The sequence below is a fragment of the Clostridium sp. KNHs214 genome (assembly GCF_000744935.1).
Classification (GTDB): Bacteria; Bacillota; Clostridia; order Clostridiales; family Clostridiaceae; genus Haloimpatiens.
In genome coordinates, this window is the sequence record NZ_JQMW01000009.1 from 1,151,545 (window position 1) to 1,175,499 (window position 23,955).

Annotated in this window: 23 protein-coding genes; 7 read left to right on the forward strand and 16 right to left on the reverse strand. The window is 27.1% G+C overall.

From position 1 onward, the window contains the following. Positions 1–271: 271 nt before the first annotated feature. The 8 genes from CC89_RS20475 to CC89_RS08030 form a co-directional block, all read right to left on the reverse strand. On the reverse strand, positions 272–484 hold the full coding sequence (locus CC89_RS20475; RefSeq protein WP_185750703.1) for a hypothetical protein: 213 nt from the start codon (positions 482–484) through the stop codon (positions 272–274). A gap of 204 nt (positions 485–688) precedes the next feature. Beyond that, a complete protein-coding gene (locus CC89_RS08000) occupies positions 689–898 on the reverse strand; it encodes a hypothetical protein (protein ID WP_035290950.1) in 210 nt (69 codons plus the stop codon). Between the two features lie 129 nt (positions 899–1,027). Next, positions 1,028–1,411, reverse strand: coding sequence for a hypothetical protein (locus CC89_RS08005; protein WP_035290951.1), 384 nt, complete (start codon positions 1,409–1,411; stop codon positions 1,028–1,030). Positions 1,412–1,416: 5 nt separating this feature from the next. Then, positions 1,417–1,734, reverse strand: a complete 318-nt coding sequence (locus CC89_RS08010; protein WP_035290953.1) for a hypothetical protein — start codon at positions 1,732–1,734, stop codon at positions 1,417–1,419. A gap of 43 nt (positions 1,735–1,777) precedes the next feature. Further along, positions 1,778–2,761 carry a hypothetical protein gene (locus tag CC89_RS08015; protein WP_035290954.1) on the reverse strand — a complete coding sequence of 328 codons (984 nt, stop codon included), beginning with the start codon at positions 2,759–2,761 and terminating at the stop codon, positions 1,778–1,780. A 160-nt stretch (positions 2,762–2,921) separates the two neighbouring features. Beyond that, entirely contained in the window at positions 2,922–3,470 is a 549-nt protein-coding gene (locus CC89_RS08020; RefSeq protein WP_035290955.1) for a hypothetical protein, read from the reverse strand. 124 nt (positions 3,471–3,594) lie between these two features. Further along, the gene (locus tag CC89_RS08025) at positions 3,595–3,915 is read right to left on the reverse strand and encodes a hypothetical protein (protein ID WP_035290956.1); all 321 of its coding nucleotides are present in this window, start codon (positions 3,913–3,915) and stop codon (positions 3,595–3,597) included. A 615-nt stretch (positions 3,916–4,530) separates the two neighbouring features. Then, positions 4,531–6,234 (reverse strand): hypothetical protein, encoded by a 1,704-nt coding sequence (locus CC89_RS08030; RefSeq protein WP_035290957.1) that lies wholly within the window; start codon positions 6,232–6,234, stop codon positions 4,531–4,533. Between the two features lie 453 nt (positions 6,235–6,687). Between CC89_RS08030 and CC89_RS08035 the strand changes: the two genes are divergently transcribed. The 3 genes from CC89_RS08035 (at position 6,688) to CC89_RS08045 (ending at position 9,426) form a co-directional block, all read left to right on the forward strand. Continuing rightward, the gene (locus CC89_RS08035) at positions 6,688–7,263 is read left to right on the forward strand and encodes a DUF6431 domain-containing protein (RefSeq protein ID WP_035289157.1); all 576 of its coding nucleotides are present in this window, start codon (positions 6,688–6,690) and stop codon (positions 7,261–7,263) included. Positions 7,264–7,370: 107 nt separating this feature from the next. Further along, positions 7,371–8,630: a DDE-type integrase/transposase/recombinase gene (locus CC89_RS08040; protein WP_035289160.1), complete on the forward strand. Its 1,260-nt coding sequence runs from the start codon at positions 7,371–7,373 to the stop codon at positions 8,628–8,630. Then, entirely contained in the window at positions 8,623–9,426 is an 804-nt protein-coding gene (locus CC89_RS08045; protein ID WP_035289163.1) for an ExeA family protein, read from the forward strand. Before CC89_RS08040 ends, CC89_RS08045 begins: the two co-directional genes overlap by 8 nt. A 123-nt stretch (positions 9,427–9,549) precedes the next feature. Here CC89_RS08045 and CC89_RS08050 read toward each other — a convergent pair whose 3' ends face one another. The 3 genes from CC89_RS08050 to CC89_RS08060 are packed head-to-tail and all read right to left on the reverse strand — an operon-like array spanning position 9,550 to position 13,427. Beyond that, positions 9,550–9,852: a hypothetical protein gene (locus CC89_RS08050; protein WP_185750704.1), complete on the reverse strand. Its 303-nt coding sequence runs from the start codon at positions 9,850–9,852 to the stop codon at positions 9,550–9,552. 27 nt (positions 9,853–9,879) lie between these two features. Then, positions 9,880–10,080, reverse strand: a complete 201-nt coding sequence (locus CC89_RS08055) for a hypothetical protein (protein ID WP_051931598.1) — start codon at positions 10,078–10,080, stop codon at positions 9,880–9,882. Positions 10,081–10,133: 53 nt separating this feature from the next. Beyond that, complete coding sequence (locus CC89_RS08060; RefSeq protein WP_185750705.1) at positions 10,134–13,427, reverse strand: hypothetical protein; 3,294 nt, start codon at positions 13,425–13,427, stop codon at positions 10,134–10,136. 248 nt (positions 13,428–13,675) lie between these two features. On the opposite strand from CC89_RS08060, the gene CC89_RS08065 reads away from it, so the two are divergent. The 3 genes from CC89_RS08065 to CC89_RS08075 all read left to right on the forward strand — a co-directional run bounded on the left by CC89_RS08065 (position 13,676) and on the right by CC89_RS08075 (position 16,414). Beyond that, the gene (locus CC89_RS08065; RefSeq protein ID WP_035289157.1) at positions 13,676–14,251 is read left to right on the forward strand and encodes a DUF6431 domain-containing protein; all 576 of its coding nucleotides are present in this window, start codon (positions 13,676–13,678) and stop codon (positions 14,249–14,251) included. Between the two features lie 107 nt (positions 14,252–14,358). Further along, positions 14,359–15,618: a DDE-type integrase/transposase/recombinase gene (locus CC89_RS08070; protein WP_035289160.1), complete on the forward strand. Its 1,260-nt coding sequence runs from the start codon at positions 14,359–14,361 to the stop codon at positions 15,616–15,618. Further along, positions 15,611–16,414, forward strand: a complete 804-nt coding sequence (locus CC89_RS08075) for an ExeA family protein (protein ID WP_035289163.1) — start codon at positions 15,611–15,613, stop codon at positions 16,412–16,414. Before CC89_RS08070 ends, CC89_RS08075 begins: the two co-directional genes overlap by 8 nt. 543 nt (positions 16,415–16,957) lie before the next feature. On the opposite strand, the gene CC89_RS08080 is transcribed toward CC89_RS08075, so the two are convergent. From CC89_RS08080 to CC89_RS08090, 3 genes are read right to left on the reverse strand one after another with little or no spacing between them, the layout of a single operon-like run. After that, positions 16,958–17,482 (reverse strand): helix-turn-helix domain-containing protein, encoded by a 525-nt coding sequence (locus tag CC89_RS08080; RefSeq protein ID WP_035290960.1) that lies wholly within the window; start codon positions 17,480–17,482, stop codon positions 16,958–16,960. After that, a complete protein-coding gene (locus tag CC89_RS08085; RefSeq protein WP_035290961.1) occupies positions 17,482–18,444 on the reverse strand; it encodes a tyrosine-type recombinase/integrase in 963 nt (320 codons plus the stop codon). Before CC89_RS08085 ends, CC89_RS08080 begins: the two co-directional genes overlap by 1 nt. A 58-nt stretch (positions 18,445–18,502) precedes the next feature. After that, positions 18,503–20,521 (reverse strand): ATP-dependent helicase, encoded by a 2,019-nt coding sequence (locus tag CC89_RS08090; RefSeq protein WP_035290962.1) that lies wholly within the window; start codon positions 20,519–20,521, stop codon positions 18,503–18,505. A 188-nt stretch (positions 20,522–20,709) separates the two neighbouring features. Here CC89_RS08090 and CC89_RS08095 point away from each other — a divergent pair, with 188 nt between their 5' ends. Continuing rightward, complete coding sequence (locus CC89_RS08095) at positions 20,710–22,191, forward strand: nicotinate phosphoribosyltransferase (RefSeq protein WP_035290963.1); 1,482 nt, start codon at positions 20,710–20,712, stop codon at positions 22,189–22,191. Positions 22,192–22,281: 90 nt separating this feature from the next. Here CC89_RS08095 and CC89_RS08100 read toward each other — a convergent pair whose 3' ends face one another. Next, on the reverse strand, positions 22,282–22,494 hold the full coding sequence (locus CC89_RS08100; protein ID WP_035290964.1) for a hypothetical protein: 213 nt from the start codon (positions 22,492–22,494) through the stop codon (positions 22,282–22,284). A gap of 692 nt (positions 22,495–23,186) precedes the next feature. Further along, positions 23,187–23,801: an NUDIX hydrolase gene (locus tag CC89_RS08110; RefSeq protein WP_035290967.1), complete on the reverse strand. Its 615-nt coding sequence runs from the start codon at positions 23,799–23,801 to the stop codon at positions 23,187–23,189. Positions 23,802–23,955: the final 154 nt, after the last annotated feature.

Genomic DNA, 23,955 nt, shown 5'->3' on the forward strand with positions numbered 1-23,955 from the left:
TAAAAAAGTTGTTTCCAACTCTTTTATCACTTTTTAAAATCATTAAACTTTAAATTTTCTGCTAATTTTATTAATTGTTCTTTCCTTTTTTTTGCGAAATCAAATGTGCTTATATCTTTATACGCATAATTTTCCAAGTGTTTACATTTATTAATTAGATAATATTCTATGTAATATAATTCTTCCCTTGTAATATTTTTATCTAATACAAAGTGTTTAATTGTATCGTTTTCAGATACATCGATATGACTAAAATGATTTATATGATAATTTAATCTAAATATATTGACTGTACTTCCAATATATTTAACTTCTCCTTTATCATCAAAAATAAAGTAAATAATATTTTTCTTATTTTTCTCATAATATTTTTTCCTATATCCCCTAAATTTGTCTTGATTATTGTAATAATACTCTCTATTCCACATACATTTTTATTTTTACGACTTATGTAACTTAGTACATCTTTTTTTAAAATCATCATAAAAAACTTCACTTCCTTTCATTTTAGATTTTTTTATTGTAGAAGTCTTAGAACATTAAAGCTCTAATAGAAATATATTTTTTCTCCTATTTAAAAAAGGTAGCTATAATAAGCTACCTCAGGGAGAATGTTAAAATGAAATATATTAAATATACTTCTATTAAAACTCTAAATTAAAAGAGTATCTGCTCCTGCAAACACTCTTTATAATTCTACTTCAATTTTACTTTCCTTTTTTGCTATCATCTTTTGCCTATACTCTTGTATGAGTTCATCTATTCCTTCCTTATAATTAAATGCAAATACGGATAACCTTCTATTATACTTATTGGGTCTAATGTCTATAATTTTATAATCCTTTTTTAACAAACTCTCAGCCAATACTGGACTTGTTATTACTCTTTCTTCATTCATTATAAATTCCTCCTTTTTAAAAATTATAGTGCTTGAGGAATTGATTAAGTATTCACCCTCTCCAATTCCCCTAAGATTATATATATTCAATTTATTTTATTTACGTTTTATTCACTAAAGAGGGCATGACTATGCCCGATTATATTCATCATTATCATATTTAGACTTTAAATTATTTTCTTCCTTAATTTTCTTTAAATAACTATATAACTTCCTAAAATTTTTCTTATAATGATTATATTTTATGCTGCTGTAACATTCATATTTAGACCACAAAATATAATCATATAAAATCATAAAATCTTCTTTTGAAATATCTAATTTATAAATAAAATTGCCAAAATAATTTTCTATATTATATTCTTTATCTTCTGTATAAACTATTTTTACACCATTTAATATTTTATTTAAATAATTCTTTTTCTTAACACTTTTAGGTAAATCCTCTGTTATTAAGCTTAAAATTTCTTCCTGCAGAACTTCCAACATTTGAAAATCTAATTCTATTTTCATTTTAATTACATCCTCCCTGTGTTTCTTTCATATTCTTTTTTTAACATTTTAAATTTATAATCTAATGCTTCTTTACAAGTCCACCAATCATTTTTTATATTATGTAATTCAGTTAGATCTTCCGCTAAATAGAACATAAATTTAACAAATAAAAAATGTTTCTTATCCAAATTTAGTTCTTGACTTAATCTATCTTCCAAAGCACTTATCATTATTGTTTTATCAGTAAATTCACATAATTCTTCCAATCTATCATATACTAATTTCGTAATATCTTTTCTATTAAGTTCCCTTACTACTTCCCATTTCGGTAATTTTTCCATAATAATTTTCCTCCTAATTTTTAATTTAGAAGAATAGAGTAAATTAATACTCTATTCCATATTCATTAATAATTAAACCTGTAAATCCATTTTTATCTTCATCAAAACATATAGTTAGTTTATTATCTTTTAACTGGATTTCTGTTATATCATCTTTAGCAACTAATTCACCTAAATCATCTTCATTATCACTTTCTTTGTCATGTATGTATATAATTTCCGTATCTTCTAAAAAAGCTAATTCACACCAATAATTCAATTTATTAAATTCTCTAATTATATCTTTTATTAATTCATTATCTATAATAGCTTCATCATATCCACAGTAATAACAATGAAAATTACCTAATTCTTCTATTCCTGCTCCATTGGGATGCATGTTAGTCATTTCACTCCCGCAATTTGGACAAATTCTTATATGTTCTTTTCTATAATCCTTTTCCTTTTGGTCAATTTTATCCAATTTACATTGTTTTTTATCTTGTTCAAAGCTTTCCCCTTCATCATCAAAACATTTTATTATTTCTATAGTTTCCTCATTTAAATCTACGATAAATACTCCTTCATTTTCTTCTTTAATTTCAAGTTGTTTAGTTTCAGAATCAAAAGAAATTTTACTAATATAGTCAACTGCAATAGTATCATCACATTTAAAACTTCTTAATTCATCAAATACTACTAACATATCCTTACATCCATGGTTTTCTAATAAATCAATGATAAATCTTTCTTCAGGACTGGAATTATGTTCTCTATGCCATTCTTCACATTCTATAGCGTACACTACAGTTTTATAGTAATCTTTAACAGTAGCATCGCACGGATATTTTAAATTAATTTCCTTATAGTCATATTTATTTGTATAGATATTAACCCCAATTCCTCTACTAAAAGTTTCAAATCCTAGATTAGTTTGTAGAATTTCAACTCTATCATATTTTTTCTGTAACAGTTCTTTTAACTCCATTCCTAGTTCCTTTTGTTCTTTGTCTAGTAACTCCCATTTAGTCATTCTTAAATTTTTCATTTAATAACACTCTCCTTTTTAAAATTTTTATATTTAACTTAGATTTACTAAGTTTTTGACATAATAAAAGAGCAAATAAGATATAATCCTACTTGCTCACCTATGAGGGGGTGACTACCCCCGATTATTTAATTATAAAAAATCATCTAAAATAAAGTTGTTATTTAATTCCCAAAAATTGTTTTATTTCTTTCATATCACTTTGTATCATTTGAACATTATTAATATTATTTTCTAGTGTTGTAGCCGTTTCTTTTATTGCTTTATTGCTTTCCTCTACTTGTAATTTTTCTTTTTCAATCTGTTCTACTAATACCTTAATTGCTATATCATATATTAATGACTTTTCAGCATATTTACCTAACATAAAATATAAGAAAGCTATAATTAATAAATAACTAAAAAATATAGTAGAAAATAATTTATTTCCAATATATTTCGAAAAATTGTCTAATACTATAGTTATTATCAAACATAGTATAGTTATTAAATATGCATTAGTATTAGATTCTATTGAATATTTAATATTCTCAAGCCTGTTTTTTTCCATTGATATATTAAAATTTTTATCTTTTGATATAATGCCTTTATATATATCTTCTATTTCTTTATAAACAATATTAAATTTTTCACTAGACCTATTAAAATGTGATTTGTAATTATCAATAACTGACTGTAAAAATTCATCTTTTTTCTTTCTAAAAATCATATACCCTATCTCCCATCAAATATAATATATTAAACAAAAGATATAATTTTCTTGTGAATATATCATAACCGTAATCGCATATATATCTTTTTTCTCTTCATCATTTCAAATAAAATATTATACATTAATACCAAAATATTCCCATATCTTTTATTTTATCATTATATCGGTAATGGTCATATTTATAAATATTATTTTGAGATGACCAAATTCCATGACATAAGGCTTCACCACTATCACCCTTATTTCTTTCAAAGACACTTATAAAAATTACATCAAGTGTCTTTTCTTTTACATACTTATTTTTAACTTCTAATATTATATTTTTAATATCTTCTTTTAATATATTTTCTTTTAATATATCTTCTTCCAAAACTACAAAAACTGATAACCTCTTTTGAATACCTTGAGTTAAATCATTAACTTTAAATACATTATATTTCAACTCCATTCCCCCTATCCTATTTTTATAATATAATTTATAAATTTATATATACATTATAATGCTTTAATATTCCATATTTATATCCTAACTCCTTCATTCTTTAAAATTATTTTATAACTGCCCCACAATTTTATCATATTGTAAATAAAACACATCTTTATTTTCAGCAATAATAAATAAAATCTATCCCAATCTTACATCTATGCAATTATTATCTCGTTTCTAAAATTCTTCTAATAAATCTAATACTTTATCTATCCTTTTTATATCTCTCATCACTTAACACTTCTTTTCTTAAATTTTATAACTTAATAATATTAATCCGCTCTTTACCTTGTCCACCAACTTTTAACATAAAGGGTTTGTACGTCGCTATCGCTCCTACAATCCCTAAATTATGTTAAAACCTAGCCACAAGGTAGCCGCGGGGGCAACCAAGGGCTTTAACAACTTTTTTATTTTTCATTAACTGTTGATTTGACTATTTTATTTATATTTAATATATAATTTTTACAACTATTTGATGTAATTTTTCTTTCATTTTATTACTTTTAAATTAATACCCCCCTATTCTTCTATATATTTATATAGGGAAATAGGGGGGTAAAAAATAAATTAAGCTACTTTACTATAGACACCTTTTTTAATCATATATTTATTTAATAAATCTTTTAAATCATTGTTATTTTCTTTAGCTTTATCAAATTGTTTCTGTGATATTCCTATTTCTTTTAACATATTTTTAGTTCTTATCTCTTTTCCATTCCATGAATTATTAATCCAATATATAATCTTTTGTGGAATTGTTGGTTTTCCATCTTTTGTTTCTCTACTTTCAATTTTACTTTCTTTAAAACAACTTAATTCCTCTTTAGCTTTAAGATTACAGCCTATAAATAATTGTTTTATCATACTTAAAATAATTCTTTGTATAGAAAATATATTTACTTCTATTTTTTCTTCAGTACAAGTATACTTCCTTAGTTTTGTTCTATGAACTTCTTGATAAAAGTTAGTTATAATACTAAACATTTTAAATTGATTTAATAATTGTGTTCCAAATTCATAACATTTGTATTGAGAAGAATATTTATAATATCCATATTTATTTTCTTTGCTTCTATCTTTTATTATAAAATCATCACTTAATTCACATGCTTTTTCTATATCTGAACAATATTTTATAATACCATCCCAATTAACTGCAACACTCAACCACTGTATGACATATTCATAATCTGGCATTGTATCCCAACCAAATTGAAACATTATATTACATTTCTGCATATCATTTTTACCTTTTGTATTTCCAAAATAATATGTTTCATTTTCATTAAGCATAGCAATATTGTATTTTTTATTAATACAATCTGCTAATTCAACACTTTTAGTTTGATAGGTGACTACATACCCTTTATTATTAAAGCCTTTAGCCATTCTACTATTTACAAATTTGCCGCATGCTTTTACAAGATAATGTTTGTCCTTAAATGTTGTCTTAGTTATTTTATGCTTTATGTAAACATTTATCTTTAAATTATTATACAATCTTGTATTTTCAATATCTAAATATTTAATACTCTTATTTTTATACATTCCAAAATACAATGGGTCATAAAGAGCAGTACCATCAAACACTATCGTTTTAAATGTATCACAATACATTTCTTTCAAATCTTTGCTACCTATAGTTGATATAAATTCAGTATTCTTTTCATAAACATATAAACCACCCTTTGTTAAAACAGTGTGTATATGTTTTAATTCTCTTTTATAACTGTTTTTCATATATTTATCCCATAAATCCATAAACTCCTTATCAGTCTTGCAAATAGGTTCATTAGTTATGTTTGATACAACGAATCTTTTATAAGCTTTTCTTAAATTTTGCATCTTACTTATTAAGTCATCCTCAATTTTTTTGAACATATTTTCAAATTTAGTTTTTTCAGTAGTATCTTCATATTCACATTTACTTATTTCTGTTGAAATTTCATTTAAGAGCTTTTTATTAACTTTAACAGTGTCCAATATATCTGGTCTCTCATCTATTAATAATATTGTTCTTTCACCATTTTTATATTTAGAATATCTTTTTATAGAATCTCCGCATTCCCTAAGTCGTGCATTAGTAATCATTAATATAGGATAATCTTTTTGTTCTTCTTGTTGTTTATATATTTTACATTTATGAAAATAAGAACAATTTTTAGGTGTGCACATTCTGTTTTCAGCTTGTTTTATTTTCTTATTATTACATATGTTTTCATTCCATCCTTCTAATATGTATGTATATCCGTTTAAGCCCATTTCTTTCAAATTATCTTCCGTATCTCTTAATGAATCCAGTCTATCTGTTACAAGTATTAATCCATTTGTAGTCTTTTCGTCTTTAATTAATTGTATTAGTTTTTTTAAAATTTCTAATGATATACTTGATTTTCCAAATCCACAAGGAGCAGGAATTACTGTTACTATATCTTCTTTTAATTTTCCAAATACTATTTTGGCTGTAGTGCGTCAAAATATAGCTTTTGAAAACTGCATTTCTAAGTCAAATTATAACTATAACTCCAATAACTATCCAGTAATTAAATGCATTTTAAATAATCATATTATTGCTAAATAAAACCTCCTAATGACTTGACATCATTTGGAGGTTATTTTAAGCTTATTATAAAAACTAGAGAAAGGAAAGGGAAGAACCCCAAGCCGTGCAAAGCGAAGGTTCTTCCCTAAAAATAAGAGCGTAAGCTCTTACAACCTATTATTATGATAAGATTATTTTCACAACTATGCAAGTGTTTTAAACAAATTTCTTTTGAAAATGAGATAAATATTTTTGAAGAGTATATGAAAACGGTTAATTCAGAGGCTTTGGTATGTCCAGTCTGCGGATCTAAACACGATCTATCCCTATTTGCCTCTTATAAACGCCATCTTGTGACTTATGATAATAATGAAGTTCACGATAATATAATAACTATCAATAGATATATTTGCCCGTCATGTGGACATACTCATGCTATCCTACCTTCGGTAATTGTGCCCTACATGTCATTTAGCTTTAAATTTACTGTGTCTATTATTCATGATTATCTTGTACATAAATTTACCTCTGTAGAAGCTATGTGTGAACATTATTGTATAGCAATATCCACATTCTATCGAATTTTAAATAAGTTCAAAAAACATAAACAACTATGGCTTGGACTTCTACAAGACAAGCTTATTTCTAATCTAAGTTTTATACAGCGTGTTATAAATAGTACCTTTATTGAAATTGAAACCTTTATAACAAACTTTTTTAATAGAAACGGCTTATCCTTTTTTCAAGGAACATCATAATTAAGCTATAGCTATATACTTTTTATTTTATTTTATATATACCACTTAATACGATAATGGATATTATAATTTCCCCATGATAGCATTTTTATAGAGGTGATGTTGAAATGAATAACAAAGAAATGATTGAAATAGCTTCTATTAGACTAGCACTAATAGCTCCAGCTATAAATAATACTTATACTGAAAGCTCGAAAATTGCTTACTATAGACGTGTTGCTGCTACTCCTGTAAAATTACCTAACGGTAAGTCAGTTTTATATAGTCCTGGAACACTATCTAATTGGGAATCAGATTATAATAGGTTTGGTTTTGATGCCCTTCTACCGAAGACGCGTAGCGACATAGGGAAAACCAGAAAGTTAAATGATGTAGCTATAGAACAGATATATATGCTAAAAAATGCATTTCCTAAAATTAATGCTACTCTTATATATCATAAACTTATCGAAGATGGCTTTATCAATGAAAAAAATATATCATTATCTACAGTTCAAAGATTTATAAAAAATAATGATCTTAAATCTGCTAGATGCATAAATATGAAAGATAGAAAAGCCTTTGAAGAAGAGTTTGCAACTGGCATGTACCAAGGTGATACATGCTATGGCCCGTATATTACTGAAAATGGCATACGTAAAAGAACATATCTAATTATGCTAATTGATGATAAATCAAGACTTATCGTTGGCGGAAGATTCTTTTACAATGATAACTCTTATAATTTTCAAAAGGTACTTAAAGAAGCTATCGCTAGATATGGCATACCTAATAAACTTTACTTGGACAACGGTTCTCCTTATAAAAATGAGCAATTAAGTCTTATCTGTGGATCTCTTGGAATAGTAGAACTGCACACTATGGTAAGGGATGGAGCATCCAAAGGAAAAGTAGAAAGAAATTTTAGAACATTAAAAAGTAGATGGCTAAACACTCTAGATGTAGAATCTATATCCTCCTTAGCGGAGCTAAATGATGAGCTATTCGCATATATAAACAAGCATAATGTAACAGTACATTCAGCTACATCTCAACGTCCGATCGATAGATATAAAAGCGATTTAGCTCATGTTAAGGTAGCTACTGATAGTGAGTGGCTGGATAATTGCTTTATGAATCGCATACAACGAAGAGTTAATAATGACTCAACCATAAGCATTGATAAAATATCTTATGATGTACCTATGCAATTTATAGGACAGAAAGTTGAAGTAAGATATTTACCTGATGATATGGATAATGCATATGTATATTATGAAAATGCTAAATACAGCATTAGAAAAACAAATAAGATTGAAAATGGTAAAACCAAACGCAGGAATGCATTTACTATAGACTATTCAAAGGATGGTGTTAAAAATGTTTAAACAATTTTATGGTATGACAATGAATCCATTTGAAAAAGGCATAAAAGAAAAAGATGCCTATATGTCAAATGATCTAAAAGAGATGATATCAAGACTTGAGTATCTTAATGAAGCTAGGGGAATCGGCTTATTTACAGCTTCACCAGGTAGTGGAAAAACCTTTGCCTTAAGGTGCTTTGCTAAAAAAGTAAACCCTAATTTAACAAAGGTTATATATCTTTGCTTTACCACTGTAACTACTACTGAGTTCTATAGGCAATTTTGCATCTCCTTAGGAATTGAACCTTCTTCTCGTAAATCTGACATGTTTAAGAGCATAAAAGACTATATGGAAAGTATGAGTACAGATAAACGTGTGCATTATATATTAGTTTGGGATGAAGCACAATATCTAAATAATGATATTTTAAAGGATTTAAAGCTACTTATGAACTTCTCTATGGACTCAAAAGATTGCTTTTCCTTAGTTTTGATAGGACAACCTGTGTTAAATAATATCTTAGAAAAGCAGATACACGAGGCATTAAAACAAAGAATAATAATAAATTATAATTTTGAAGGATTTTCTGAAATTGAAGCTTTAGAATATATTAATTCTAGATTATCATTAGCAGGGGCTTCGCCAGAAATATTTGATAATAATGCTGTTTTGGCTGCATATAGAAGCTGTGCTGGCTCTATAAGACGCTTAAATATGATATTAACTAAGGCTTTAATAATAGGTGCGCAGCACGAAAAAAACGTAATCGATACTGATATAATAATGGCTGCCGCCAATGAAATATCACTGCATTAAAATCACAAGGAGCGCTAGCTCCTTTTTCTTTTAGGTGCAAAATGATTTTTCATTAAAAATAAAGTGATTTTGTAGAAATAATTTGACGTAAATTGTACTATAATTATAGAAATAAACTGACGTTTAAATTAGGAGAAATTTGACGTTTAACATTTTGGCAGTTTCCTCTGCAAAATTAACTTGTTCTTTTGTTGCTCCTCCTCTATTATTGAAAGTTTCAATAAAGCTATTTTTAATATCAGTTATTATTTTATGTATGTCATTATTTATCTCTACAATTTCATCAGCCTTATAAACTTCCTTAGATAACTTTACTGTATCGTATATATAACTATCGCCATCATAAATTTTTTTACCATTATCTTCCCCAATTTCTCTATACTGTTTATTATATTCTAATTCATTTATTAAACTTATTTCTCTCATACCTTTTTCTATCAATACCATCCTTTCTTAATTATTTTTATTTGCATATGTATTATATTTTTTTCTTAATTTAACCATATCATTTAAAGCTTTCTGAAATTGTTCAGTATTTTTAAAACTATACCTAAATCTATCATTATCATTAAATTTATAATATTCAAATCCTAAATAAGCTAAACTTTCAGCTAAATATTTTTTATTTATTTCATAATACTGTTGACTTGTCATATGCTTTCACCACCCTTTTAAAATAAGGGGAAACTATTCTCCCCCTACTTCTTTTATTTATATAAATCTACTACTGCACTGAAACTTGTCCTATTTAATTTCTTCTTATTATCTTTACCAGAATATAGCCTTTCAATTTCTTTAAATTTAATTTTATAATCAGCTCTATTGGGAATATCTACATCACCATAATCTAATCCTTTAGAATTAATCCCAATTAGTATATTGTCATTATCAGCTAATTGTACAAATCCATTCTTCTCCTTTAATGTAAAGTCTTTATCCTTTATATCTTTTAATAAATTTTCTACATAATTCTCTTTGTCTTCTTTATAGTGTTCCTTATTAGCCACAAATAAAAGTTTTACATATTCTATTTTTTCTTCATTTGTATCAATCATAAAATCTTCTAAATTATCTAAATTCATATCTCCCTCCTTGTAATATTCAATTTCTTCGTCTGAAATTGTTAGTTTATATTTCTTACCAAAATATTCAAATGTATTTTCATCTTCTTTTTCTGCTATACTAACATTATATTTTTTACTTTGATTATTTTGTAAATTGTAAATAAATCCTTTTTCTGCAACTGTCCACGCATATGAAAAAGCTTTAGAATCATCAGAATTATAAACATATTGATATAAAGCTTGTGCTAAAACTAAATCATTTTCACATACTTTTTTAGCTTCTTCCTTAGTTTTAATTGCTAATTCTCTAAATTTTAATCTATTTTCCATTCTGGCTTCTTTATGTACATCATCCTTAGAAAACTTGTTAATATTATTCTTTTCATTTATAAGTTTAATATTTTCTTCACTATAAATTTCAATTAGTTTTTTAAATTGCTCTTGTATTTCTTTAAGTTTTACATTATTATTAATTTTAGAGTTTTGAATTAATTTTGGGGTGAAATATATACTGTGGTTGGATATATTTTCCCTTATTTTGTTTCCAAATAATTTCTTAATAGTTTTATTTAATCCCTGCATTTTTTTATAAAATCTATCTACGTGTGAATTAAAATCTCTATCTAATTTATTTTTATTCTTCCCTTTCATAATGTAAAATCTTGGTTGTTTCTTATAAATTAAATTTAACATTTCAGCTATCTCTACAGTTCCCCCTCTTTTGGACATATCAATAATAATTCCTTGGAAAAACTTACAATATTTATTTGTTAACTTTAATTGTTGTTTTTTAATTTCAAATTCTCTTTCATTTAATCCAGTATATTTATAATCTCTAAACTTATCTTCCACTTGATATTTTTCATAAATATCTTTGAACCATGATGCAAAAAAATCTTGACAAGCTAATGAATTTAATTGATTTAAAGCTATTGTATTAAAATCTGTAATTATACCTGTTTTATCTTCGCTATTAACTAAAAAATTATATATATTATCAATATTCCATTCTTCTCCTTTTACTGTAGCTCCATCACTTGGATTTACAATTATTTTATTATTATCAAAAATTAAATCTGCTAATGTTACAACTTTCTTACCTTCAAATCTTATATCAAAATATAATGACATTTGCTCCTTTATTCTATCTAAATTGTTTAATTCAATTTTAATTTCTTCATCATTTTCTGATTCTTGAACTACTTCATTTATAAAATCATAATTTATCAGCCAATCAAGATTATAGTCTTTTAAGTTGTGATTCAAATGAATTAATTGCATTTTATCTCCATCCACATCAAAAGTTGCCTTCTGAAATGCATATGTATTCATTGGAGCTTGAATAATATTATCTAAGTGTTTAATATACTTGTAGTCCTCATTTTTAGATAAATCTACAAATACTGGTTTAAATATTTCTGATTGTGCCATCATCGGATTTCTGTACATTACTTTATTTCCTATAATTCCTTCACAAAACCATTGATTCTCACCTAGAGCTCCTTTAATTTCTTTACTAGATAATTCTTTTCTATATTCTTCATCTTCACATTTATCATCTGAAAATTGACTAGTATATTTTAAAAATCCTATAATATCCGTAGTTACATATAAATAATTGCTTTTTACTTTTATCTGTCCCAAAGACAATTGATTTAATTCTCTTTCAATTTCTTTACTTAAAAAGTTGGTGAACTTCTTATCAAATATCATATATTTATTTAAATTTATACATTTTAATGCAGTAGCAACATATTCAGCTTCATCATCTTCAATATTTTTTTCTTCTAGCAAATTCTGTAGATAACATTTAATATATTTAATATCTTCCCAATTAATTTCCTGTCCTTTTTCTCTATTCTCTCTATAGATTTTAAGTACGTTATAAAGCATTTTACCGTGTTCATTTCCAAGTGCTAACAAATCATATTCTGTTGCATTTAAAGCTTCTAAAAACTGATATGTAAGCGTTCTATATTCATTTTTATTTCTTCTATGTGTATAGTTAGCAACTCCGATGCAGTCATATCCATTAGACACTATACTATTTCTATATTCATGATAAGATTCCCACATCCATTTTTTATTTTCTCCTGTTTCATCAGTTTCAATTTTAGCTTTAAAAGTGCTTTCTGTTGCTAATATATCTATATCATCTACATTCCATTTATGACCAAATCTATCATAGATAAATTTGATTCCATGTTCCTTTAAATATTTTTTAAAATCTATAATTATATAGAATCCTTTCATTTGTGAAATTCTTAATTGGCAGCCGTTTATGGTTTTATCTTTCATATAATCTCTAATATAATTACCCAGTTCGAATGATATGAGTCCGAATCCATCGAAATTGTTGATTGGTAATTTACCATTATAATCTACTACTTTATATCCTAAAGACCATTCCGCTACTTCAAAAATATTATGTTCTAATTCCCTAGTTTGCTCTATATTGTATACAATTCTATTTTTAGCACTTCTGCAAGGTTTTTCTAATTCCTCTAACTTTACAAGTCTATTATCTTCTTCAAGCCATCTGGCTGGAGTTTTATATTCATAATAATTTATTTTAAGTCCTAAGGACTTGAGCTTATCCTTATTCTCTTTTTTCTTAAATTCTTTTTTAACTTCCTTATATTTTTTATTCATATCCTTATAATATATAAAATCATCATATTTTTGCTTTTCTTCATCTGTAAAATTTTCATATGGAATTAAAGTTTCAAGTTTATCTTTAAATACTTTTTCAATTTCATTGTCGGGTATAATACATACATTTAATTTATCTAAATTATAAGGAATTTCCCAAATTGCGGTTGTCATGAGAGCGTTTGAAGTCAATCTTTTTGGTATAATACAATGTTTCAGCTCTTTCAAATTAATTCTTTTAGTAAGTTCTTTATGTACCTCCTTTTGTACATTGTAGTGCGTCAAAATATAGCTTTTGAAAACTGCATTTCTAAGTCAAATTATAACTATAACTCCAATAACTATCCAGTAATTAAATGCATTTTAAATAATCATATTATTGCTAAATAAAACCTCCTAATGACTTGACATCATTTGGAGGTTATTTTAAGCTTATTATAAAAACTAGAGAAAGGAAAGGGAAGAACCCCAAGCCGTGCAAAGCGAAGGTTCTTCCCTAAAAATAAGAGCGTAAGCTCTTACAACCTATTATTATGATAAGATTATTTTCACAACTATGCAAGTGTTTTAAACAAATTTCTTTTGAAAATGAGATAAATATTTTTGAAGAGTATATGAAAACGGTTAATTCAGAGGCTTTGGTATGTCCAGTCTGCGGATCTAAACACGATCTATCCCTATTTGCCTCTTATAAACGCCATCTTGTGACTTATGATAATAATGAAGTTCACGATAATATAATAACTATCAATAGATATATTTGCCCGTCATGTGGACATACTCATGCTATCCTACCTTCGGTAATTGTGCCCTACATGTCATTTAGCTTTAAATTTACTGTGTCTATTATTCATGATTATCTTGTACATAAATTTACCTCTGTAGAAGCTATGTGTGAACATTATTGTATAGCAATATCCACATTCTATCGAATTTTAAATAAGTTCAAAAAACATAAACAACTATGGCTTGGACTTCTACAAGACAAGCTTATTTCTAATCTAAGTTTTATACAGCGTGTTATAAATAGTACCTTTATTGAAATTGAAACCTTTATAACAAACTTTTTTAATAGAAACGGCTTATCCTTTTTTCAAGGAACATCATAATTAAGCTATAGCTATATACTTTTTATTTTATTTTATATATACCACTTAATACGATAATGGATATTATAATTTCCCCATGATAGCATTTTTATAGAGGTGATGTTGAAATGAATAACAAAGAAATGATTGAAATAGCTTCTATTAGACTAGCACTAATAGCTCCAGCTATAAATAATACTTATACTGAAAGCTCGAAAATTGCTTACTATAGACGTGTTGCTGCTACTCCTGTAAAATTACCTAACGGTAAGTCAGTTTTATATAGTCCTGGAACACTATCTAATTGGGAATCAGATTATAATAGGTTTGGTTTTGATGCCCTTCTACCGAAGACGCGTAGCGACATAGGGAAAACCAGAAAGTTAAATGATGTAGCTATAGAACAGATATATATGCTAAAAAATGCATTTCCTAAAATTAATGCTACTCTTATATATCATAAACTTATCGAAGATGGCTTTATCAATGAAAAAAATATATCATTATCTACAGTTCAAAGATTTATAAAAAATAATGATCTTAAATCTGCTAGATGCATAAATATGAAAGATAGAAAAGCCTTTGAAGAAGAGTTTGCAACTGGCATGTACCAAGGTGATACATGCTATGGCCCGTATATTACTGAAAATGGCATACGTAAAAGAACATATCTAATTATGCTAATTGATGATAAATCAAGACTTATCGTTGGCGGAAGATTCTTTTACAATGATAACTCTTATAATTTTCAAAAGGTACTTAAAGAAGCTATCGCTAGATATGGCATACCTAATAAACTTTACTTGGACAACGGTTCTCCTTATAAAAATGAGCAATTAAGTCTTATCTGTGGATCTCTTGGAATAGTAGAACTGCACACTATGGTAAGGGATGGAGCATCCAAAGGAAAAGTAGAAAGAAATTTTAGAACATTAAAAAGTAGATGGCTAAACACTCTAGATGTAGAATCTATATCCTCCTTAGCGGAGCTAAATGATGAGCTATTCGCATATATAAACAAGCATAATGTAACAGTACATTCAGCTACATCTCAACGTCCGATCGATAGATATAAAAGCGATTTAGCTCATGTTAAGGTAGCTACTGATAGTGAGTGGCTGGATAATTGCTTTATGAATCGCATACAACGAAGAGTTAATAATGACTCAACCATAAGCATTGATAAAATATCTTATGATGTACCTATGCAATTTATAGGACAGAAAGTTGAAGTAAGATATTTACCTGATGATATGGATAATGCATATGTATATTATGAAAATGCTAAATACAGCATTAGAAAAACAAATAAGATTGAAAATGGTAAAACCAAACGCAGGAATGCATTTACTATAGACTATTCAAAGGATGGTGTTAAAAATGTTTAAACAATTTTATGGTATGACAATGAATCCATTTGAAAAAGGCATAAAAGAAAAAGATGCCTATATGTCAAATGATCTAAAAGAGATGATATCAAGACTTGAGTATCTTAATGAAGCTAGGGGAATCGGCTTATTTACAGCTTCACCAGGTAGTGGAAAAACCTTTGCCTTAAGGTGCTTTGCTAAAAAAGTAAACCCTAATTTAACAAAGGTTATATATCTTTGCTTTACCACTGTAACTACTACTGAGTTCTATAGGCAATTTTGCATCTCCTTAGGAATTGAACCTTCTTCTCGTAAATCTGACATGTTTAAGAGCATAAAAGACTATATGGAAAGTATGAGTACAGATAAACGTGTGCATTATATATTAGTTTGGGATGAAGCACAATATCTAAATAATGATATTTTAAAGGATTTAAAGCTACTTATGAACTTCTCTATGGACTCAAAAGATTGCTTTTCCTTAGTTTTGATAGGACAACCTGTGTTAAATAATATCTTAGAAAAGCAGATACACGAGGCATTAAAACAAAGAATAATAATAAATTATAATTTTGAAGGATTTTCTGAAATTGAAGCTTTAGAATATATTAATTCTAGATTATCATTAGCAGGGGCTTCGCCAGAAATATTTGATAATAATGCTGTTTTGGCTGCATATAGAAGCTGTGCTGGCTCTATAAGACGCTTAAATATGATATTAACTAAGGCTTTAATAATAGGTGCGCAGCACGAAAAAAACGTAATCGATACTGATATAATAATGGCTGCCGCCAATGAAATATCACTGCATTAAAATCACAAGGAGCGCTAGCTCCTTTTTCTTTTAGGTGCAAAATGATTTTTCATTAAAAATAAAGTGATTTTGTAGAAATAATTTGACGTAAATTGTACTATAATTATAGAAATAAACTGACGTTTAAATTAGGAGAAATTTGACGTTTAACAATTATTTGTATAGCAACCATGTCACTTTTGTACCGTTCAACTTGTCGCGTACGATACGACATTTTTGTATAGTCCAGTTTGGAACAAGCCAAATATCTGTGGATAACTTCCGTACATAATAAAAAATAGTATTAGACACTATACAAGTTAATGCGTTATATAGTCTATAATACTATTTAATAAGCTAATCCTTTTGAAGGATTGAAAAATTGATTTATTTTTTTACATGGCAAATACACTTATATTTGATATTTTCAAAAAAAATGTATATAATATAAGTGTACATTAATTCATTTTCTGTCAAGAAATACAGTAACTATTAAATTGTAATAACTAAGGTTCTAGCGGGACTTTAGTTATTTTTTTATTCTCGTTCCGACTACCTTGTCCACTACTCTAACAACAAGTCAGAAAACTCGGTCACTCCCTGTGTCCCAAGTAAAGCCTGTTCAAGCTTATTAAAGTCATACTGTCTTTGAGTATAGTCGTTAAAAGTATTGGATTTCTTGTAGTTATAATAATTTTTTTGATTATGCATATTATGCACTTTAGAATTACTGCCCTGTTTTAGGGCATCCTTATCCTTTAACGTGTTGCTATCAACTTCACCTTTACCTTTTACCGCCCTTTTTAAACGGTCTACGGCGTTATTAATCTTCTTCCGAACTAGTGTGTATAGATTACTTGTAGAACCTCTCCTGCACACTGTAATTAGCTTATTATCTCTTAATTCTGTTAACGCTCTTTGAATAGTTCTAACACTACATCTTAAAGCACATGCTAAATAAGCCTGTGAAGGGTAACATGAAATTTTTTCAGCATAACACATGCTTTGAAGTAGAGAATACAATCTAAATCCTTTATCTGACAAATAGGAGGTTATGGTTTCGTTTTGTATAATAGTATAATTAGTCATTATCTTCTACCTCCTCTTTGCATTCTCATCTTTCTGCTCTTCTTAGATAATACGTCTAAAGGATTAAATTGTTGTATATCTTCGCTTAAATCCAATGGTAATAGATTGACATACCTTTCTGTTGTTTTGATGTTAGAATGGGCTAAAATAGCCTTTAAACGGTATATGTCACCGCCATTTTTAATAAACATTGTTGCGAATGTATTCCTAAATGTATTGATTCCATGAAATTTTACTTTTCTATGTCTAAAATAATTTTTTAAATTTTGGTGACAGGTATCATAATTCATTTTTTCTCCATTCAATAATGGAAATAAATAATCTTCCTGCTTTAGTCCCATTCTTTGTATATATTCCATCAATGTAACTTTTAAAGTATTAGACAAAGGTACTGTTACCTGCTTTTTAGTTTTCATATGCCTAAATAAAATACTATCTACGTTAAAATCTATATCTTCCACATGTACATTTAAAAGAGTTTCAGCTCTACAGCCTGTCCCCAAAAGGAATGAACAAATTGCCCAACTTCTAAAATCTCCCACTAAACAAGTATTTGTATTAGGTTTCTTTAACAATTTCAATACTTCTTCTTCTGTATATATTTTTTTCTTTTCTAATAAAGTATTTGGTATTTTTATATTAAATTTTGTTAAATAATTATTATCGAAGCAATAAGTTAAAAACGCTCTTAATTTAATAGTAAAAGTTTTATACGTATTTCCTTTATAACCTTCTTTTCTCATAAAATTTATATAGTTTTGTATCTTGTTTTTTGTAAGTGTTTGTATATTGTCTTCCATGTTAACAACTTTAGTTAATACGTATCTTCCAAAATTCTCTTTAGATTTAATTGTATTCTCCCTCTGTCCTATGCTTGTACAGTAATTTAAATAGTCATCGTAAATTTCTCCTATAGTTTTTTGTGTTGTTTTATTCAAGTTTTTCAATCTTAATTTAGCCATTTTCGTTCCATACCTCCATACATATTTTAGCTGTTTGCATGTATGGAATGATTTGTATTTATTGAACCTTTAATAATCCACTATTTAAGGTTAATATAGTATCAAATTTTCTTTTAATTTCATCATTGAACATAATAGATAGATACTTATCTCCTACCTCTATAATTTTACCTTTTCCAAAAACTTTATGCACTACTTCCATCCCTTCTCTAATATAGTCTTTATTCTTCTGCTCCTGTAAACTGCATTCATCTATAAATCTAGAAACTCCCCTTCTATTTCCTTTTATATTTTCTGTTATACACAACCATATATTATCTATTGTCCTAGTTATAGCTACATAAAACAGTCTTCTTTCCTCTTCTAAACTTAAAGCATCTCCATTATTATTACTATGTGGCATTAACCCCTCATTACAGTTAATTAAAAAAACATTTTCAAACTCCATTCCTTTAACTCCATGTATGGTACTTAATATTATCCCATTTTTTTCTTTTTCATTGGAGTTTTTAATATTTTCCTCAACACTTTCTACATGACATAAGAATTCATTTATGTTTTTATAATCTTTACAAGCTAGTTTAAACTCCTCTACTATTTCCTCTAATTCTTCCATAGGTATTTTAAATTTACTACTATATTTTCTTAAATATTCATTATATCCTATAGCTACCATGATATAATTAATAGCACTTTCCAATGATATTATATTTAAATAATTTATATCCTTCTTTAATCTATCTATTACTTTAAGTTGGAATATAGGTATTTCATCTATAGACTTTAAATATTCAAATAAATCCACCTGTTCTTTATTATCTTTAATTTGATTTATAATCACTTTACTTATATATCTAAAAGGTTTGTTTATAATTTTTACAAAGCTGTTTTTATCTCTATTATTAATGCTTAATTTTAAATAAGCTAATATATCTTTACATATGAAATGCTGAAAAAAATTATAGCTTTTATCTAAAAACTTGAAAGGAACACTTTTTCTTATAAATTCATCAATTAAACTTCTACTTTCCACATTAGTCCTATAAAGTATGGCTATATCTTCATATTTATACTTATGTATATTTACAAGCTTTTGTATTATATTGTTTATTTCAGCTGCCTGCTGATTTTCATCAAAGGTATTTATTAAATTTATGTTATTGTCTTTACTTTTTACTCCTTCTACCTTTTTGACATTTCTTATTTTATTATTAGAAATAACCTTATTTGACATTTCAACTATATTTACTGGACTTCGATAATTAGTTTTTAAATATTTTTTATTTCCATTGAAAAAGTGTTTTTGAAAATTAACCATATACTCAGGTCTTGCTCCTCTAAAACCATAAATACATTGATCCTCATCTCCAACTGCAAATACATGGTTCCCCTTGCTTAATAATTTTAATATATATATTTGAATACTGTCACAATCTTGAAACTCATCTACTAACATATATTTAAAAAATCCTCTGTACATATCCAATATATTCCTGTGTGTGGTCAATAGTTCCTTACACTTTATTTCCAAATCATCAAAATCCATTACTCTATTTTCTTTCTTGTATTCTTCATACACATTATAGCAATGCATAAAAATCTTTTTATCTATATTAATGTGACAATTCTCTAAATCTTCACCACTAGTTTTAAACTTAGATATAAAATTTATAACTTCCTTTATTTTTTCATCAGAAACTGAATCTAAATAATTTTTCAATGTATTTCCTATAAGTCTATAAGCTACATTTTCCTCTACAATATTTATTTTTCCATAATGATTTTTTAATATTTTGTAAAAAAGTCCATGGAGTGTCCCAAAAAACGGAACCTTTTTATTTATTTCATGCATATTTTCTAACAATCTTAAATATCTATTCTTCATACTTTTAGCTGCAGCTTTAGTAAAAGTTATTACTATAATATTATTAGGATTAATCTTTTTAATATTTACTAGATAAAACACTCTATTTAGTATAACTGTGGTTTTCCCACTACCAGGTGCTGCTACTACAAGGACATTATTATCTTCTGAGTACACAGCTTCCTTTTGATGTTTGTCTAATTCTATTTCCATGTATATGTATCTCCCTTATAGATTTTAAATTCACACTTGCTCGGAATTTGAATAAAGAGTTGTAATAAATTTGTATTAGTATTAAAATAAATATGTCATTCTATTACAAAATAAATATAGTATACTTTTAATCTATATGTCCAGTTATATATTTAATATACTTACTAATTTATAAGAAGGGGAGTATTATGATAAAAGAAAATAAATTTGATGTTAAAAATGACAGAAATCTTACTATGCTTGTAGACTTCTATGAACTAACTATGGCTAATGGCTATTTAAACAATGGTGTAGGCGATAAAATAGCATACTTCGATATGTTTTTCAGAAGAGTGCCTGATAGAGGCGGATACTGCATAATGGCCGGAGTACAACAATTAATTGATTATTTATCTTGTATAAAGTTTACTGAAGAAGACATTAGATATCTAGAAGGTAAAAATTGTTTTTCTAAAGATTTTATAGATTATTTAAGAGAATTTAAATTTTCTTGTGACGTATGGGCTATTCCGGAAGGAAATCCTGTATTCCCTGGTGAGCCTTTAGTTATAGTTAAAGGCCCTATTATACAAGCACAATTTGTAGAAACTATGATTTTACTTACTGTAAACCATCAAACACTTATAGCTACTAAATCTAATAGAATTTGCAGAAGCGCTGAAAATAGACCAGTAATGGAATTTGGTTCTAGAAGAGCTCAAGGTTATGATGGTGCTATATACGGTGCTAGGGCAGCAGTAATAGGTGGCTGTAGTGCAACTGCTTGTACAATAGCTGAAGAAATGTTTGGGATACCTGCTGTAGGAACTATGGCTCATAGCTGGATTCAGCTTTTCCAAAGTGAATATGAATCCTTTGAGGCTTGGGCAAAAACTTTTCCTGACAACTGTGTACTTTTAATCGACACGTATAATGTGCTTAAATCTGGACTCCCTAATGCTATAAAAGTTTTTGATGAAGTACTAACTCCTATGGGATATAGACCTAAAGGTGTTAGAATTGACAGTGGAGACATTACTTATCTATCAAAGGAAGTTAGGCAAATACTTGATGAAGCTGGTTATGCGGATGTTAAAATAGTTGCATCTAATTCTTTGGATGAATACATAATAAAAGATGTGTTGCGACAAGGTGCTCAAATCGACAGCTTTGGAGTTGGTGAAAGACTTATAACTGCGAAATCTGAACCAGTATTTGGTGGCGTTTATAAGCTAGTAGCAGTGGAAGAAAGTAATGGTGAAATATCACCTAAAATTAAAATAAGCGAAAATGCCGAAAAAATAACTAATCCTGGATTTAAAAAAATATATAGGATATTTGATAAAAAATCTGATAAGGCAATTGCAGATTTAATAACTTTAAATGATGAAATTATAGACGAAAATAAACCTTTGGAGATATTTCATCCAGTTTATACTTGGAAAAGGCGTAAAATTAAAAACTTCTATGCAAAAGAGTTATTAGTTAAGATATTTCATGAAGGTAAGCCAGTTTATCATAGTCCTAATGTAATGGATATTAAGAAATTTGCTGAAACGCAATTAGAATCTTTATGGCCAGAGGTTTTAAGATTAGAAAATCCTCATCACTATTACGTGGATCTCTCTAAAAATCTTTGGGAATTAAAGCATAATCTTTTAAATCAGTACAATGCTTCATTTGAGGAATAATTTTAATCGAATATAATTAATAAAAAGTCGCTTTGAATTATATAAAAAAGCGACTTTTTATATTCAATATATAATATATATTGTAACTAATTAATAATTTTCAGTATACATTTCCTTAATATACTTTTCATGTTCTTGAAACTCGTCATCCCCAAAATTCTTATCATAAAAAATTTTATATCCTTTTAATTTGGTACTATTTCTAAATGGACATTTACCATCTTTCATATCATGTTCATAAAATGCACAATCACTAAAACACTCAATGTTTTCCTTGTCCGTAGTTAAAAAAGGACAAAGCATCACATCCACCCCGCTCCCTTTCAAATTTATTATAGTACCATTATATAGTAAATTTAATAGCTTTTAAAGCGTTTTTACACAATTTTAAGAATATTTAAATTTATTTCACAATCATAGTTATTTTTAATTTTGATTTGCATATTAGTTATATATTTATAAATTTTGGTTAAAATAATACTAATTTGAAAATTTTCATTAAAGGAGGATTGCTTATATGTATATAACAACAATATCATTATCTTATGTTTTTTTGGCAATGGGAATAATTTCTCTCCTATTTTTTTCTTATTTTAAATTTATACTTGTAAGCTCATCAAAAAATAGTAATAGCAAAAAGAAAATTATTGGAAATATGAAAAATCCCCAAGCTTGGAAAAATAAAAATACTACTTTAAGCTATATATGTCTCTTTTGGGCTATACTTTCTTTAACAATATTTACATATTTAAAATTTTATTATACTGCCTCCCTACTATCTATAGTATATTTATTTGTTTATATAGCCTTTATAGCACTCACTTTATTTATGGTCTTAACGGTAAAAGAAAAGGTAAAATAAAACTTTTCTTAAATGAATTGGTAGAATATATAAAGAACTTATCCATGACATTACTAAATCTAACACTACAATTAAGATGCGGTGTTAGATCTGATATACATGGATAAAGTTCTTTATTCGTATATCCTACTTTTTATTCATATCTATTCTTTTTAATTATATCTACAAATCCCTTTATAATCATAGCTGTAAATCCCCATATTACATATTCTTCATATTTATAAAAATATTCATCTACCTTTCCCTTAGAAAACTTATACTTATCCCCACCTTCTATTAAATGATAAGGGAATCCCTCTCTATTAGTAGGGCCTATCTCCATACTATATAATAAAGGCTCTGTATTCAAAAAAAATTCTACAGGTACCTTAAATACTTTTTCCACTTCTGCCCTATTTGGTTCTTCAATTTCGCCCTTTAGTCTTCCTATAAATGGATATATTATAGTGCCATAAGGCGTTATAAAATAGTCCATATTTCCTATAACTTCAAAATCCTCTTTTTTTAAATTCAGCTCCTCCATAGTTTCTCTTATAGCAGCTTCCTTTGGCATTTCTTCACTTTCCACCTTTCCCCCTGGTAAAGCCACATCTCCAGGTTGGTGTTTTAATGTATATGCTCTAACCTCAAAAATGATATTTTCCTTCTCTCCTCTATCATCTATCAATATAGTAACAGCAGTTTTTCTGTAATTACCTAATAATTTAGCTTCTCTCTTTTGAAATATATCATAAATCTTTTTTATCATATTTTCTCATCCTTTCCAATAAGTGAACACTAATAAATGTAACTATTTAATTAACTCAACTTTCCCACATAAAGTTCAAGCTCTACATTAGAGTAATAAGGGTTTTTAATTTAAAATTTCGAATGTAAAATAGGAATTTGTAGAGTAGGTAAGA

Coding starts and splice junctions, on each gene's coding strand:
- CC89_RS20475 (WP_185750703.1), bottom strand. CDS start 484: ATGATGATTTTAAAAAAAGATGTACTAAGTTACATAAGTCGTAAAAAT.
- CC89_RS08000 (WP_035290950.1), bottom strand. CDS start 898: ATGAATGAAGAAAGAGTAATAACAAGTCCAGTATTGGCTGAGAGTTTG.
- CC89_RS08005 (WP_035290951.1), bottom strand. CDS start 1,411: ATGAAAATAGAATTAGATTTTCAAATGTTGGAAGTTCTGCAGGAAGAA.
- CC89_RS08010 (WP_035290953.1), bottom strand. CDS start 1,734: ATGGAAAAATTACCGAAATGGGAAGTAGTAAGGGAACTTAATAGAAAA.
- CC89_RS08015 (WP_035290954.1), bottom strand. CDS start 2,761: ATGAAAAATTTAAGAATGACTAAATGGGAGTTACTAGACAAAGAACAA.
- CC89_RS08020 (WP_035290955.1), bottom strand. CDS start 3,470: ATGATTTTTAGAAAGAAAAAAGATGAATTTTTACAGTCAGTTATTGAT.
- CC89_RS08035 (WP_035289157.1), top strand. CDS start 6,688: ATGATAAGATTATTTTCACAACTATGCAAGTGTTTTAAACAAATTTCT.
- CC89_RS08040 (WP_035289160.1), top strand. CDS start 7,371: ATGAATAACAAAGAAATGATTGAAATAGCTTCTATTAGACTAGCACTA.
- CC89_RS08045 (WP_035289163.1), top strand. CDS start 8,623: ATGTTTAAACAATTTTATGGTATGACAATGAATCCATTTGAAAAAGGC.
- CC89_RS08050 (WP_185750704.1), bottom strand. CDS start 9,852: ATGAGAGAAATAAGTTTAATAAATGAATTAGAATATAATAAACAGTAT.
- CC89_RS08055 (WP_051931598.1), bottom strand. CDS start 10,080: ATGACAAGTCAACAGTATTATGAAATAAATAAAAAATATTTAGCTGAA.
- CC89_RS08065 (WP_035289157.1), top strand. CDS start 13,676: ATGATAAGATTATTTTCACAACTATGCAAGTGTTTTAAACAAATTTCT.
- CC89_RS08070 (WP_035289160.1), top strand. CDS start 14,359: ATGAATAACAAAGAAATGATTGAAATAGCTTCTATTAGACTAGCACTA.
- CC89_RS08075 (WP_035289163.1), top strand. CDS start 15,611: ATGTTTAAACAATTTTATGGTATGACAATGAATCCATTTGAAAAAGGC.
- CC89_RS08080 (WP_035290960.1), bottom strand. CDS start 17,482: ATGACTAATTATACTATTATACAAAACGAAACCATAACCTCCTATTTG.
- CC89_RS08085 (WP_035290961.1), bottom strand. CDS start 18,444: ATGGCTAAATTAAGATTGAAAAACTTGAATAAAACAACACAAAAAACT.
- CC89_RS08090 (WP_035290962.1), bottom strand. CDS start 20,521: ATGGAAATAGAATTAGACAAACATCAAAAGGAAGCTGTGTACTCAGAA.
- CC89_RS08095 (WP_035290963.1), top strand. CDS start 20,710: ATGATAAAAGAAAATAAATTTGATGTTAAAAATGACAGAAATCTTACT.
- CC89_RS08100 (WP_035290964.1), bottom strand. CDS start 22,494: ATGCTTTGTCCTTTTTTAACTACGGACAAGGAAAACATTGAGTGTTTT.
- CC89_RS08110 (WP_035290967.1), bottom strand. CDS start 23,801: ATGATAAAAAAGATTTATGATATATTTCAAAAGAGAGAAGCTAAATTA.